Below are 13,968 nucleotides of genomic sequence, written 5' to 3'. Positions count from 1 at the left end.
GAGCAAGCTCGCTCCCACAAGGTTCTGCTCAAGACGGACATCCGGCCATGATCCCCACCGACATCAAGCTGCACAAAGCCTCGAAAACCCTGTCGCTGAAATACGCGTCCGGCGAGGAATACACCCTGCCCGCCGAGTTCCTGCGCGTGCACTCGCCTTCCGCCGAGGTCCAGGGCCACGGCAAACCCATCCTGCAATTCGGCAAGATCAACGTCGGCCTGACCAAGGTAGAACCGGCCGGTCAGTACGCACTGAAACTGACCTTCGATGACGGTCACGACAGTGGTCTGTTCACCTGGGAATATCTGTACGAGCTGGGGCGACGTTATGACGCACTCTGGGAAGATTATCTGGCCGAGCTAAAAGCCGCCGGAAAAACCCGCGATCCGAACGAATCCGTCGTCAAGCTGATGCTCTAATCCGAGCCTCTTGCTCTTTAGAGGGCATTTTCTAATTTCATCTGTTTGAATGCTCCGCTTCAGGGCCGCCGATTGGCCTGCTTGCGAAAAAAATTAAACTCGGGTAACCAATGGAACTGGCAAGTTCCCTGCAGTGCTCTCTGCATTAAAAAAGCAGCGATGCAGTATTAACGGTCACCCCGAGCAGTAGTACCTGGCATTGGCTGTGTGACTACACAGCAGGACCCGGTACTCGTCTCAGGACAATGGAGCGTCGTAGATGAGTAACAAGAATAACGATGACTTGAAGAGTCAAGCCTCGGAAAACACCTTGGGGCTGAATCCTGTCGTTGGACTGCGTGGAAAGGATCTACTGGCTTCTGCTCGAATGGTGCTCAGGCAGGCCATCAAACAACCGATTCACAGCGCCAAACATGTCGCTCATTTCGGCCTTGAACTCAAGAACGTGCTGTTCGGCAAATCCGAGCTGCAACCGGGCAGCGATGACCGTCGCTTTGCGGATCCGGCCTGGAGCCAGAACCCGCTCTACAAACGTTATCTGCAAACCTACCTGGCGTGGCGCAAGGAACTCCACGACTGGATCGACGACAGCAACCTGCCGGCCAAGGACGTCAGCCGCGGGCACTTCGTGATCAACCTCATGACCGAGGCCTTCGCCCCGACCAACACGGCGGCCAACCCGGCGGCGGTCAAGCGCTTCTTCGAAACCGGTGGTAAAAGCCTGCTCGATGGCCTCTCGCATCTGGCCAAGGACCTGGTGCATAACGGCGGCATGCCGAGCCAGGTCAACATGGGCGCATTCGAGGTCGGCAAGACGCTTGGCGTGACCGAAGGTGCGGTGGTCTTTCGCAACGACGTGCTGGAGTTGATCCAGTACAAGCCGATCACCGAACAGGTGCATGAACGCCCACTGCTGGTGGTACCGCCGCAGATCAACAAGTTCTACGTTTTCGACCTGAGCCCGGAAAAGAGCCTGGCGCGGTTCTGCCTGCGCAACAACGTGCAGACCTTCATCGTCAGCTGGCGCAACCCGACCAAGGAGCAGCGCGAGTGGGGCCTGTCGACCTACATCGAAGCGCTCAAGGAAGCGGTTGATGTGGTCACCTCGATCACCGGTAGCAAAGACGTGAACATGCTCGGTGCCTGCTCCGGCGGCATCACCTGCACCGCGCTGCTGGGCCACTACGCGGCAATCGGCGAGAACAAGGTCAACGCCCTGACCCTGCTGGTCAGCGTGCTCGACACCACCCTGGACAGCGACGTGGCCCTGTTCGTCGACGAGCAAACCCTCGAAGCCGCCAAGCGTCACTCCTACCAGGCCGGTGTCCTCGAAGGCCGCGACATGGCGAAAGTTTTCGCCTGGATGCGCCCCAACGACCTGATCTGGAACTACTGGGTCAACAACTACCTGCTGGGCAACGAGCCGCCGGTATTCGACATCCTGTTCTGGAACAACGACACCACCCGGTTGCCCGCTGCGTTCCATGGCGACTTGATCGAGATGTTCAAAAGTAACCCACTGACCCGTGCCGATGCACTGGAAGTGTGCGGCACGCCAATCGATCTGAAGAAGGTCACCGCCGACATCTTCTCGCTGGCCGGCACCAACGACCACATCACTCCGTGGCGCTCCTGCTACAAGTCGGCGCAACTGTTCGGCGGCAACGTTGAATTCGTGCTGTCCAGCAGCGGGCACATCCAGAGCATTCTGAACCCGCCGGGCAATCCGAAATCGCGTTACATGACCAGCACCGAAATGCCCGCCAATGCCGATGACTGGCAAGAAGAGTCGACCAAGCACGCCGACTCCTGGTGGCTGCACTGGCAGGCGTGGCACGCACAGCGTGCGGGCAACCTGAAAAAAGCTCCGCTGAAATTGGGCAACAAGGCCTATCCAGCGGGTGAAGCCGCACCAGGCACCTATGTGCATGAGCGGTAACTGACACACCTCGCCCCACACTGTGGGAGCGAGCCTGCTCGCGATAGCGGCGGCAGCTTCGGCCAATGAGCTGGCTGACACACCGCTATCGCGAGCAGGCTCGCTCCCACCGGGGATGGGGAAGAATTTGAGATAGCGACCCACAGGGCCAGAAGCATGCCGCAACCCTTCATATTCCGTACCGTCGATCTGGATGGCCAGACGCTCCGCACGGCGGTACGCCCCGGCAAGCCTCACTTGACGCCCCTGCTGATTTTCAATGGCATCGGCGCCAACCTGGAGCTGGTGTTTCCGTTCATCGCGGCACTGGACCCGGACCTGGAAGTCATCGCCTTCGACGTACCCGGCGTCGGCGGTTCGTCGACACCGAACCGGCCGTATCGTTTTCCGAGCCTGGCGAAACTCACGGCGCGGATGCTCGACTATCTCGACTACGGGCAGGTAAACGTCATTGGCGTGTCCTGGGGTGGCGCCCTGGCCCAGCAGTTCGCTTTCGACTATCCGGAGCGCTGCAAGAAACTCGTGCTGGCCGCAACGGCGGCGGGTGCGGTGATGGTGCCGGGCAAACCGAAAGTGCTGTGGATGATGGCCAGCCCGCGACGTTACATCCAGCCGTCCCATGTGATCCGCATTGCGCCGATGATCTACGGTGGCGCGTTCCGTCGCGACCCGACGCTGGCCGCCAGCCATGCGGCCAAGGTGCGTTCAGCGGGCAAGCTCGGTTACTACTGGCAGCTGTTCGCCGGCCTCGGCTGGACCAGCATCCACTGGTTACACAAAATCCGCCAGCCGACCCTGGTACTGGCCGGCGACGATGACCCACTGATCCCGCTGGTCAACATGCGCTTGCTGGCCTGGCGAATTCCCAACGCCCAGCTGCACATCATCGATGACGGGCATCTGTTCCTGATTACCCGGGCCGAAGCGGTGGCTCCGATCATCATGAAATTCCTGGAAGAGGAGCGCCAGCGCGCGGTGATGCATCCGCGTCCGGCGCCATTGGGCAGCTAAACCGCTGCCTCAGCGGTCGGCAGGACGCCACGCCGCGCAACAATCCGTTACAGCGTCTATGGTGTTCTGGTTCGGTGTATTTGTTTTTGGCCTGAAGACGAAGGAGTGTTGACTCATGCGCGAGAAACCAGCGAGGGATTCCCTACCGACTCCCGCCGCGTTCATCAATGCACAGAGTGCGATTACCGGCCTGCGCGGTCGGGATCTATTGTCGACCCTGCGCAGTGTGGCCGCCCATGGCTTGCGCAATCCGGTACACAGCGCCCGACATGCCCTCAAACTCGGCGGTCAGCTTGGCCGTGTGCTGCTGGGCGAAACCCTGCACCCGACCAATCCGCAAGACGCTCGCTTCACCGATCCGGCGTGGAGTCTCAACCCGTTTTATCGCCGTAGCCTGCAGGCCTATCTGAGCTGGCAGAAACAGGTCAAGAGCTGGATCGACGAGAGCGACATGAGCCCGGACGACCGCGCCCGCGCCCACTTCGCGTTCGCCTTGCTCAACGACGCCGTATCGCCCTCCAACACCCTGCTCAATCCACTGGCGGTCAAGGAGCTCTTCAATTCCGGCGGTAACAGCCTGGTGCGTGGCATCAGCCATTTGGTGGACGATCTGCTGCACAACGATGGCCTGCCCCGGCAAGTCACCAAGCAAGCGTTCGAGGTTGGCAAGACGGTCGCCACCACCACCGGTGCCGTGGTGTTTCGCAACGAGCTGCTGGAGTTGATCCAGTACAAGCCGATGAGCGAAAAGCAGTATTCCAAGCCCCTGTTGGTGGTGCCGCCGCAAATCAACAAGTACTACATTTTCGACCTGAGCCCCCACAACAGCTTCGTCCAGTTCGCCCTGAAAAACGGCCTGCAAACCTTCATGATCAGTTGGCGCAACCCGGATGTGCGTCACCGCGAATGGGGGCTCTCGACCTACGTGGAAGCCGTGGAAGAAGCCATGAATGTCTGCCGGGCGATCACCGGCGCACGCGAGGTCAACCTGATGGGCGCCTGCGCCGGCGGGCTGACCATTGCCGCGTTGCAGGGTCACTTGCAGGCCAAGCGGCAGCTGCGCAGGGTGTCCAGCGCGACTTATCTGGTGAGCCTGCTCGACAGTCAGATGGACAGCCCCGCGACGCTGTTCGCCGACGAACAGACTCTTGAAGCTGCCAAACGCCGTTCCTATCAGAAAGGTGTTCTGGACGGCCGCGACATGGCCAAGGTCTTCGCCTGGATGCGCCCCAACGATTTGATCTGGAGCTACTTCGTCAACAACTACCTGTTGGGCAAGGAGCCACCGGCGTTCGACATTCTCTACTGGAACAACGACAACACGCGCCTGCCGGCCGCCCTGCATGGCGACCTGCTGGACTTCTTCAAGCACAACCCGCTGACCCACCCGGGCGGGCTGGAAGTGTGTGGCACTCCGATCGATTTGCAGAAGGTCACCGTCGACAGCTTCAGCGTCGCCGGCATCAACGATCACATCACGCCGTGGGACGCGGTGTATCGCTCGACGCTGTTGCTCGGTGGCGAGCGCCGCTTCGTGCTGTCCAACAGCGGTCATGTGCAAAGCATCCTCAACCCGCCGAGCAACCCGAAAGCCAACTACGTCGAGAACGGCAAACTGAGCAGCGACCCCCGAGCCTGGTACTACGACGCCAAGCGTGTCGATGGCAGCTGGTGGACCCAGTGGCTGAGCTGGATTCAGGAACGTTCCGGCGCGCAGAAGGAAACCCACATGGCGCTCGGCAACCAGAACTATCCACCGATGGAGGCAGCACCCGGTACTTACGTGCGCGTGCGCTGACGTTCAACGAGCCACGGCCTCTGCCGGTCGTGGCAAGACTCGATCATTAAGAAGACTGGATGAAAACCCGCGACCGGATCCTCGAATGTGCCCTGCAATTGTTCAATCAAAAGGGCGAACCGAATGTCTCCACCATGGAAGTTGCCAATGAAATGGGCATCAGCCCGGGCAACCTCTACTACCACTTCCACGGCAAGGAGCCGCTGATTCTCGGGCTGTTCGAACGCTTTCAGGGCGAACTGGCGCCCTTGCTCGATCCACCGGCCGATGCTGAACTGGCACCCGAAGAATACTGGCTGTTCCTGCACCTGATCGTCGAACGCCTGTCCCATTACCGGTTCCTGTTCCAGGACCTGTCGAACCTCGCCGGGCGCCTGCCGAAATTGGCCAAGGGCATTCGCAACCTGCTCAATGCACTCAAGCGCACACTGGCATCGCTCCTGGCACGATTGCAGGCGCAAGGGCTGCTGGTCAGCGATACCCAGGCACTGGGGCAACTGGTGGAACAGATCACCATGACCCTGCTGTTCTCGCTGGATTACCAGCGGATTCTTGATCGTCAGGGCGAGGTGCGATTGGTGGTCTACCAGATCATGATGCTGGTGGCGCCGCATCTGCTGCCGTCGATGAAGGCTGCGACCGAACAGATGGCGATGGAGTATCTGAAAGACCACGAATAACCCTGACACCCCCCACCCCTGTGGGAGCGAGCTTGCTCGCGATGGCGGTGGATAAGCCAACATCAATGTTGGATGTGATGGCCTCATCGCGAGCAAGCTCGCTCCCACAAGGGTACTGCGGTGTTCAATGAATCACGCACAAACAAAAACGCCCGGCCTTCACAGGCCGGGCGCTTTCTTGAGCCCTGAGAATCAGGACTGACTGGTTGGCGTCGATGGAGCCGGCGCGACAGTCGGGGTGACAGCAGGGGTCGGTGCGGTAGCGGAGTTCGATGCGCTGACCGGAGCTGCCGGCGTTGCCGGTTTGGCAGCTGCCACTGCTGGTTTTGGCGCGGCGGCTTTTGGAGCGGCCGGCTTTTTCACCGCTGGTTTTTTCGCCGCAGCGGGTTTGGCCGCTGCAGTTTTCGCTGCAGGCTTGGCGGCCGGTTTAGCCACTGGTTTGGCGGCGGCTTTTGCGGCGGCCGGTTTGGCGGCTGCAGTTTTAGCCGCAGGCTTGGCAGCAGGTTTAGCCGCTGCTTTTGCCAGTGGCTTGGCTGCGGTTTTGGCGGCCGGCTTGGCAGCAGGCTTGGCTGCCGCGGTTTTCGCCGCAACAGGCGCAACCTTGGCACCGGTCAGTTTTTCGATTTGCTTGGTCAGGGTATCGACCTTGCTGTGCAGTGCCTTGACTTCGTTGCGGCTCGGTACGCCCAGACGCGAAATGGCGCTGTTCAGACGCTTGTCGAAAGCACCTTCCAGCTCATCCCACTTGCCCAGTGCGCGATCTTTCACGCCGCTGATACGCGACTTGGCCGAAGAAGCGGAGTCCTTGGCGGCGTCGACAGTCTTGCCAACAGCGCTCTTGGTGAGCTTCTCGGCTTTCTCGCCGTCCTTAACCAATGCATCGAAGAGTTTGCTGCCGTCAGTGTCGATCTTCGAGTACACGCCTAAACCAGCCAGCCAGATTTTTCGGGAGTAATCTTCAACCTTCCCGATCCACGAGCTGCCTTCTTTTTCGGTGTTCTTTTTAACAGCCATCCCGTTCTCCTTAAGATTTACGCGCGACACGTTCGAGCAATGCCGTCAGCTCATCGAGCTTAGCAGAGAGTGCCTCAACGTCATGTTTAGACGGAATACCGATACGATTCAAGGCACTTGCGACACGCGTGTCAAACGCCTTCTCGACCTTGTCGAGTTGAACTTCGACGCGGCCTTTGAAAGTACTGACTTCACTCTTGGCTTCATCGATCTCGGCATTGGCCGCTTCAAGTTTCTCAGCAACTACCTTTTTGCCTTTTTTTTCAACAACCTGACCCGCTTTGATCAGCTCTTGAAAGTACTCGCTACCCTCTTGGCCGACCTTGGTGTAGGCACCCAGGCCTGCCAGCCAGATCTTGCGGGCATAGGATTTGACGTCGCTCAGCGTGCCGGTCGACGGGTCGATTTTTTTCTTCAAAATAACTTTGGCCATGGTGCACCTCACGCGCAGAAGGTTTGAGGAACTGCCCGGGTAAGTGTCGGGCTCTGGCACAAAGTAGGGAGAAAAATTAGAAACGGCACCCTAACAAATGACATAAAGCCTTGGTCACACCACAAACCAAAATGTGGGATCTCATTTCAACCAGAAAGTCAGACCAGGACCTTATCCAGCGCCTTTTCGATTTCCGCTTTGATCATGCCGCTCATGGCCGACATCATCAGGCCCAGCTCCACGTCGACCTTGATCGAGTCTTCACTGATATGCACTGCGCCCTTCACACCCGAGCGCTTGAGGTTCAGGGTATCGCCGGACCACTGCGGCTCCAGGCCATACTGGTCGGAAAGTTTCTGCGCCAGCTTGTCGGCCTTTTCGCGAGCCGCTTCCTTACCCAGGCCATGGGCACGTTCAACACTAATACGGGCCATCAAATGACTCCTGCTTTATGGATGCTTTCCCGAGGCATCTTGACCTCTGCTGCGTCAAAACGTCCCGATGGTTGCCCATCTTACCTTCAGCCTTGCCAAGACAAAGCATGCCTTGGGGATTAGAATGTCGCGCATTCTCTTTTGGTGACAGCGATATGACTGATCAGCGCAAAGGCAGCGATGCCGAACCCACCACTCACTTCGGCTTCAAAAACGTTCCGGAAAGCCAGAAAGCGGAAAAAGTCGCTGAGGTTTTCCACTCGGTAGCCGCGAAGTACGACCTGATGAACGACCTCCTGTCGGGCGGCATGCACCGTCTGTGGAAGCGCTTTGCGATCGAGCTGTCGGGCGTGCGCACCGGCAACCGCGTGCTGGACATCGCTGGCGGTACCGGCGATTTGACCCGCAAGTTCTCGCATCTGGTAGGCCCGACCGGCCAGGTGGTGCTCGCCGACATCAACGAATCCATGCTCAAGGTCGGTCGTGACCGCCTGCTGGACCTCGGTGTGGCCGGCAACGTCGAATTCGTCCAGGCCGACGCGGAAAAGCTGCCGTTCCCGGACAACCATTTCGACTGCGTGACCATCGCCTTCGGCCTGCGCAACGTGACCCACAAGGAAGACGCCCTGCGCTCGATGCTGCGCGTGCTCAAGCCTGGCGGCCGTTTGCTGGTGCTGGAATTCTCCAAGCCGACCAACGCGCTGATGTCCAAGGCCTACGACGCCTACTCGTTCGCCTTCATGCCGCTGATGGGCAAGCTGATCACCAACGATTCGGAAAGCTATCGCTACCTGGCCGAATCGATCCGCATGCACCCGAACCAGGAAACCCTGAAGTCGATGATGGTCGAGGCCGGTTTCGACCGCGTGACCTATCACAACATGACCGCAGGCATCGTTGCCCTGCACCGCGGCATCAAACCCTGATGCTGCTCGCCGGCCTGCTCGCCAGCGTTGAACTCGGCCTGAACCGGGTGCTGCGCCTCGACAGCACGGCGCTGCCGCGGCTGGCGCATTTGAGCGGCAGAGTGATTGCCGTCGACTGCCGCAGCCCGGCGCTGCAACTGTTCATCCTGCCCAGCGACGAAGGCCTGATGCTCGCCTCCCAGTGGGAAACCGGCGCCGACTGCACCTTGCGTGCACCGGCCTCGAGCCTGCTGAAACTGGCCATGAGCAAGGACAAGACCTCGGTCCTGCATAGCCCTGAGGTCGAACTCGACGGCGACAGCGGCGTGCTGCTGGAACTGGCGGCGATCCTCCAGGACCTCGAGCTGGATTGGGAGTACGAACTCGCACGCGTGCTGGGCCCGGTGGCCACGCAACTGGTCGGCGGTCACCTGCGCAGCCGCGCCCGCTGGTATCAGCAGGGCTTTGCCAGCCTGGGCCAGAACCTGGGCGAATACCTGGCCGAAGAATCGCGCACCCTCGTCGGTCAGCGCGAGGCCGAAGCCCGATTCAGTGAACTGGACCAGATCAAGCTCGATCTGGAACGTCTCGAGGCGCGTTTCGAGCGCCTTTCCCGATCCCTCGACCCAAGCGATAACGCATGAAGCTGCTTGCCGTCCGCCGTTTGTTGCGCATCCAGCGCGTCGTGATCCGCTACCGCCTCGATGACCTGCTGTTCGCCCTGCCGCTGCCCTGGTTCTTGCGGGCGCTGCGTTATGCCTTACCGTGGCGCTGGTTCCCGCGCAAGACCCTGGACCTGAGCCGTGGCGTGCGCTTGCGCCTGGCGTTGCAGGACCTGGGGCCGATCTTCATCAAGTTCGGGCAGATCCTGTCCACCCGTCGCGACCTGTTGCCCGAAGACATCGCCGACGAACTGATGAAGCTGCAGGACCGCGTGCCGCCGTTCGACTCGCAAGTGTCGGTCAAACTGATCGAAGAACAGCTGGGCAAGAAAATCAGCGACGTGTTCAGCCGTTTCGACGTCGAGCCGCTGGCCTCGGCCTCGGTGGCGCAGGTACATGCCGCACAACTGAAAACCGGTGAAGAAGTGGTGGTCAAGGTGATCCGCCCGGGCCTCAAACCGGTGATCGCCCAGGACCTGGCGTGGCTGTTCATCCTCGCCCGCGCCGCCGAAACACTCTCGGCCGATGCGCGCCTGCTGCACCCGGTGGACGTGGTCAGCGATTACGAAAAAACCATCTACGACGAACTCGACCTGTTGCGCGAGGCGGCCAACGCCAGCCAGTTGAAGCGCAACTTCGACGGCTCGCCGCTGCTGTACGTGCCGCAAGTCTATTGGGACTGGTGCCGGCCGAAAGTGCTGGTAATGGAACGCATCTACGGCATTCAGGTCACCGATCTGGCGACCCTGGCCGACCAGCGCACCGACATGAAAATGCTCGCCGAACGTGGCGTGGAGATTTTCTTCACCCAGGTGTTCCGCGACAGCTTCTTCCACGCCGACATGCACCCCGGCAACATTTTCGTCAGCACCGTGAACCCGTGGAGCCCGCAATACATTGCGATCGACTGCGGCATCGTCGGCAGCCTGACCCCGGAAGACCAGGATTACCTGGCGCGCAACCTGTTCGCCTTCTTCAAGCGCGATTACCGTCGCGTGGCGCAGTTGCACATCGATTCGGGCTGGGTGCCGGCGGAAACCAAACTCAACGAATTCGAAGCGGCGATCCGCACGGTGTGCGAGCCGATCTTCGAAAAACCGTTAAAAGATATTTCCTTCGGCCAGGTGCTGATGCGCCTGTTCCAGACCGCGCGCCGCTTCAACATGGAAGTGCAGCCGCAACTGGTCCTGCTGCAAAAAACCCTGCTGAATATCGAAGGCCTGGGCCGCCAGCTGTACCCGGACCTCGATCTGTGGAACACCGCGCAGCCGTTCCTCGAACGCTGGATGCGCGAGCGGGTCAGCCCCAAAGCCCTGCTCGGCAACGTGCACAGCCAGTTCGAACAGATCCCGCACCTGGCCAACATGGCCCGCGACCTGCTCGAACGCATGTCCCAACCCCACGCCTACGTCCCGCCGCCAGCGTGGCATCGACGCCGTGACGACTGGTTCCTGCGCCTGCTCGGTACGGCCCATCTGGCCGGTGGTGCCGTCCTTGCCGCGGGCGGACCGCTGAATCAGTTGGACTATTGGCCAGCTGGCATCATGATGGCGGTCGGTTTGTATCTGGTCGTGCGCCGATAGCCAGTCGCGCAACACGCTGGCACACTGTTTGGACGCTGCATTGAACGTAGGCCCGCCGATTATTGAAGTGCGGGCCCGTATCGGAGTCGTAGATGAAAAACTGGCTGGACGAGATCAAGTGGGACGCTGACGGCCTGGTGCCGGCCATCGCCCAGGATCACAAGACCGGGCGCGTCCTGATGATGGCCTGGATGAACCGCGAAGCACTGGAACTGACCGCTGCCGAGAACCGCGCCATTTACTGGTCACGCTCCCGTGGCAAGCTGTGGCGCAAGGGCGAAGAGTCCGGCCATGTGCAAACCCTGCACGAGATGCGCCTGGACTGCGACGCCGACGTCATCATCCTGATGGTCGAGCAGATCGGCGACATCGCCTGTCATACCGGCCGCCAGAGCTGCTTCTACCGCGTCTATGAGAACGGCGACTGGACAACCGTCGACCCGGTCCTGAAAGATCCGCACGCCATCTATTCCGCAGGGCATAAACATGAGTGACACTCTCACCCGCCTCGCCGAGGTACTGGAGGAGCGCAAAGGCGCCGCCGCCGACAGCTCGTACGTCGCCAGCCTGTACCACAAGGGCTTGAACAAGATTCTGGAAAAAGTCGGCGAAGAGTCGGTCGAAACCATCATTGCCGCCAAGGACGCCGCCGTCAGCGGCGACTGCAGCGATGTGATCTACGAAACCGCCGATCTGTGGTTCCACAGCATGGTCATGCTCGCCCAATTGGGGCAGCATCCACAGGCTGTACTCGATGAACTGGACCGTCGTTTCGGTCTCTCCGGACACGCCGAGAAAGCCTCGCGCCCGTCCGCCTGAATAACTATTAGAGAGGAGCAGCAGCATGGGCATTTTTGACTGGAAACACTGGGTCGTCATTCTGGTGGTCGTGGTACTGGTATTCGGCACCAAGAAACTGAAAAACCTCGGCACCGACGTCGGCGAATCGATCAAGGGCTTCAAGAAAGCCATGAACGACGACGAAAAGCCGGCCGACCCGAATGCGACCCCGGCCCAACCGGTTCCTCCGGTTCAGCCACAGGCATCCGTGAACCAGCCGCACACCATCGACGTGCAGGCACAGAAAGTCGAAGAGCCGATCCGCAAAGACGTGTGAGCACTGACTAATGTTTGGTATCAGCTTCTCTGAACTGCTGCTTGTCGGCCTCGTCGCCCTGCTGGTGCTGGGTCCCGAGCGCTTGCCGGGCGCTGCGCGCACCGCCGGCCTGTGGGTCGGGCGTCTGAAGCGCAGCTTCAACGCAATCAAACAGGAAGTTGAACGTGAAATCGGTGCCGACGAGATTCGTCGGCAACTGCACAACGAGCACATCCTGTCGCTTGAGCAGGAGGCGCGGAAGATCTTCACGCCGACCCAGCAGGAGCCGACGCCGGTGGAGCACGTGGGCGCGCAGACGATTCATGCGCCTGCCGCTGCTGTCGACCCGACACCTGCTCCCGTTGTCGCGCCTGTCGAACCTGCGCCCGTTGTTGCAGCCACTCCGGTTGAACCCGTTACACCCGCGGCTGCGCCCGTTGCGTCGGCCCCTCATGACCCAACACTGCCGCCGCGAGCCCCATGAGCGATCTTCCTGAAAACGACCAGCACATGCCGCTGGTTTCGCACCTCACCGAGTTGCGTACCCGTCTGCTGCGCTGCGTAGCGGCGATCTTCATCATCTTTGCCGGGCTGTTCGCCTTCACCCAGCAGATCTACACCTTCGTCTCCACGCCGCTGCGCGCGTACCTGCCCGCCGGCGCGACGATGATTGCCACCGATGTGTCGTCGCCGTTCCTGACGCCACTGAAGCTGACGATGATGGTCTCGCTGTTCCTGGCCATCCCGGTGATCCTGCACCAGATCTGGGGTTTCATCGCCCCGGGCCTGTACAAGCATGAAAAGCGCATCGCCGTGCCCTTGCTGGTCTCCAGCATCTTTCTGTTCTACGCCGGCATGGCGTTCGCCTATTTCCTGGTGTTCCCGCTGATCTTCAAGTTCTTCGCCTCCGCCACCCCGGCCGGCGTGGAAATGATGACTGACATCACCAGCTACCTCGATTTCGTCATGACGCTGTTCTTCGCCTTCGGTGTGGCGTTCGAAATCCCGGTGGCCGTGGTGCTGCTGGTGTGGATCGGCGTGGTCGACGTCAAATACCTGAAGAAAATCCGCCCGTACGTGATCATCGGCTGCTTCGTGGTCGGCATGATCCTAACGCCGCCGGACATCTTCTCGCAGACCCTGCTGGCCGTGCCGATGTGGCTGTTGTTCGAGATCGGCATCCTGTTTGGCAGCCTGATCAGCAAACGTGGCGAGCATCCGGACGACCAACCGGCTGACGATCACAACGACCAGCCGCCAGCGACCCAAGCGTGAACCTGCTGCTCCTCATCGATGCCGATTTCATTGCGGCCGACCGGGTGGTCCTGCGTGATCGCCGGTTGACCCACATGCAGGAAGTCCACCGCTGCGAAGTCGGTGACAGCATGCGCGTCGGGCGGATCGGCGGGCTGATGGGTTCGGCCGAAGTGCTGCGCCTGGACGCCGACGAAGCAGAATTGCGCGTCACCCTCGACCAGCCACCACCAGCCAAGCTGCCATTGACCCTGGTATTGGCCCTGCCACGCCCCAAGATGCTGCGCAGGGTGTTCCAGACCGTGGCGGCCATGGGTGTGCCACGGATCGTGCTGGTCAACAGCTATCGCGTCGAGAAGAGCTTCTGGCAGACCCCCTTCCTGGAGCCTGAGGCAATTCGCGAACAGTTGATCCTCGGCCTCGAACAGGCGCGGGACAGCGTGCTGCCGCAAGTTGTGATCGAGAAGCGCTTCAAGCCCTTCGTCGAAGACCGTCTGCCGGCGATTACCGAAGGCACCCTCGGCTTGGTGGGGCATCCGGGCAATTACCCGCCCTGCCCTCGCGCCTTGAGTGAACCCGTGACCCTGGCCATCGGCCCCGAGGGTGGCTGGATTCCCTATGAGATCGACCTGCTGGGCAAGTCCGGCCTGCAACCGGTGCAACTGGGCGAGCGCATCCTGCGCGTCGAAACCGCCGTGACCGCGCTGCTCGCACGACTTTTCTGAGATCACACATTTACC

General features: G+C 60.5%; 17 protein-coding genes. 14 read left to right on the top strand and 3 right to left on the bottom strand.

What is annotated here, in order from left to right:
• Positions 1 to 47: 47 nt before the first annotated feature.
• From WHX55_RS01850 to WHX55_RS01830, 5 genes are all read left to right on the top strand, one after another.
• The gene (locus WHX55_RS01850) at positions 48 to 419 is read left to right on the top strand and encodes a DUF971 domain-containing protein (RefSeq protein ID WP_150726568.1); all 372 of its coding nucleotides are present in this window, start codon (positions 48 to 50) and stop codon (positions 417 to 419) included.
• A 259-nt stretch (positions 420 to 678) separates the two neighbouring features.
• The gene (gene phaC / locus WHX55_RS01845) at positions 679 to 2,358 is read left to right on the top strand and encodes a class II poly(R)-hydroxyalkanoic acid synthase (protein WP_150726567.1); all 1,680 of its coding nucleotides are present in this window, start codon (positions 679 to 681) and stop codon (positions 2,356 to 2,358) included.
• Positions 2,359 to 2,514: 156 nt separating this feature from the next.
• The gene (phaZ, locus tag WHX55_RS01840) at positions 2,515 to 3,369 is read left to right on the top strand and encodes a poly(3-hydroxyalkanoate) depolymerase (RefSeq protein ID WP_150726566.1); all 855 of its coding nucleotides are present in this window, start codon (positions 2,515 to 2,517) and stop codon (positions 3,367 to 3,369) included.
• Positions 3,370 to 3,484: 115 nt separating this feature from the next.
• The gene (gene phaC, locus WHX55_RS01835) at positions 3,485 to 5,167 is read left to right on the top strand and encodes a class II poly(R)-hydroxyalkanoic acid synthase (protein ID WP_150726565.1); all 1,683 of its coding nucleotides are present in this window, start codon (positions 3,485 to 3,487) and stop codon (positions 5,165 to 5,167) included.
• 59 nt (positions 5,168 to 5,226) lie between these two features.
• Positions 5,227 to 5,847: a TetR/AcrR family transcriptional regulator gene (locus WHX55_RS01830; protein WP_150726564.1), complete on the top strand. Its 621-nt coding sequence runs from the start codon at positions 5,227 to 5,229 to the stop codon at positions 5,845 to 5,847.
• A gap of 192 nt (positions 5,848 to 6,039) precedes the next feature.
• Here WHX55_RS01830 and WHX55_RS01825 read toward each other — a convergent pair whose 3' ends face one another.
• The 3 genes from WHX55_RS01825 to WHX55_RS01815 form a co-directional block, all read right to left on the bottom strand.
• Positions 6,040 to 6,861, bottom strand: a complete 822-nt coding sequence (locus tag WHX55_RS01825) for a phasin family protein (protein ID WP_353741920.1) — start codon at positions 6,859 to 6,861, stop codon at positions 6,040 to 6,042.
• Between the two features lie 10 nt (positions 6,862 to 6,871).
• Entirely contained in the window at positions 6,872 to 7,294 is a 423-nt protein-coding gene (locus WHX55_RS01820; RefSeq protein WP_150726562.1) for a phasin family protein, read from the bottom strand.
• 158 nt (positions 7,295 to 7,452) lie between these two features.
• Positions 7,453 to 7,728: a polyhydroxyalkanoic acid system family protein gene (locus WHX55_RS01815; RefSeq protein WP_150756793.1), complete on the bottom strand. Its 276-nt coding sequence runs from the start codon at positions 7,726 to 7,728 to the stop codon at positions 7,453 to 7,455.
• 155 nt (positions 7,729 to 7,883) lie between these two features.
• Here WHX55_RS01815 and ubiE point away from each other — a divergent pair, with 155 nt between their 5' ends.
• The 9 genes from ubiE to WHX55_RS01770 all read left to right on the top strand — a co-directional run bounded on the left by ubiE (position 7,884) and on the right by WHX55_RS01770 (position 13,953).
• Positions 7,884 to 8,654, top strand: coding sequence for a bifunctional demethylmenaquinone methyltransferase/2-methoxy-6-polyprenyl-1,4-benzoquinol methylase UbiE (ubiE, locus tag WHX55_RS01810; protein ID WP_007989286.1), 771 nt, complete (start codon positions 7,884 to 7,886; stop codon positions 8,652 to 8,654).
• The gene (locus tag WHX55_RS01805) at positions 8,654 to 9,277 is read left to right on the top strand and encodes an SCP2 domain-containing protein (RefSeq protein WP_150755667.1); all 624 of its coding nucleotides are present in this window, start codon (positions 8,654 to 8,656) and stop codon (positions 9,275 to 9,277) included. Before ubiE ends, WHX55_RS01805 begins: the two co-directional genes overlap by 1 nt.
• Positions 9,274 to 10,878, top strand: a complete 1,605-nt coding sequence (gene ubiB / locus WHX55_RS01800; protein WP_150756794.1) for a ubiquinone biosynthesis regulatory protein kinase UbiB — start codon at positions 9,274 to 9,276, stop codon at positions 10,876 to 10,878. Before WHX55_RS01805 ends, ubiB begins: the two co-directional genes overlap by 4 nt.
• A gap of 92 nt (positions 10,879 to 10,970) precedes the next feature.
• Positions 10,971 to 11,372: a phosphoribosyl-AMP cyclohydrolase gene (hisI, locus tag WHX55_RS01795; RefSeq protein ID WP_007989281.1), complete on the top strand. Its 402-nt coding sequence runs from the start codon at positions 10,971 to 10,973 to the stop codon at positions 11,370 to 11,372.
• A complete protein-coding gene (locus tag WHX55_RS01790; protein ID WP_007975564.1) occupies positions 11,365 to 11,697 on the top strand; it encodes a phosphoribosyl-ATP diphosphatase in 333 nt (110 codons plus the stop codon). Before hisI ends, WHX55_RS01790 begins: the two co-directional genes overlap by 8 nt.
• Positions 11,698 to 11,722: 25 nt before the next feature.
• A complete protein-coding gene (locus WHX55_RS01785; protein WP_150726557.1) occupies positions 11,723 to 11,995 on the top strand; it encodes a twin-arginine translocase TatA/TatE family subunit in 273 nt (90 codons plus the stop codon).
• 10 nt (positions 11,996 to 12,005) lie between these two features.
• Entirely contained in the window at positions 12,006 to 12,458 is a 453-nt protein-coding gene (gene tatB, locus WHX55_RS01780) for a Sec-independent protein translocase protein TatB (protein ID WP_150756795.1), read from the top strand.
• Positions 12,455 to 13,249 (top strand): twin-arginine translocase subunit TatC, encoded by a 795-nt coding sequence (tatC, locus tag WHX55_RS01775; RefSeq protein ID WP_007989278.1) that lies wholly within the window; start codon positions 12,455 to 12,457, stop codon positions 13,247 to 13,249. Before tatB ends, tatC begins: the two co-directional genes overlap by 4 nt.
• Positions 13,246 to 13,953 carry a 16S rRNA (uracil(1498)-N(3))-methyltransferase gene (locus WHX55_RS01770; protein ID WP_150755664.1) on the top strand — a complete coding sequence of 236 codons (708 nt, stop codon included), beginning with the start codon at positions 13,246 to 13,248 and terminating at the stop codon, positions 13,951 to 13,953. The genes tatC and WHX55_RS01770 overlap by 4 nt, the downstream gene beginning before the upstream one ends.
• The last annotated feature ends 15 nt before the right edge of the window (positions 13,954 to 13,968 follow it).

The organism is Pseudomonas fluorescens (assembly GCF_040448305.1).
GTDB lineage: Bacteria > Pseudomonadota > Gammaproteobacteria > Pseudomonadales > Pseudomonadaceae > Aquipseudomonas > Aquipseudomonas fluorescens_BH.
The sequence above is the reverse complement of the archived record's forward strand: the minus strand, read 5'-3'. Positions and strand labels throughout refer to the sequence as shown.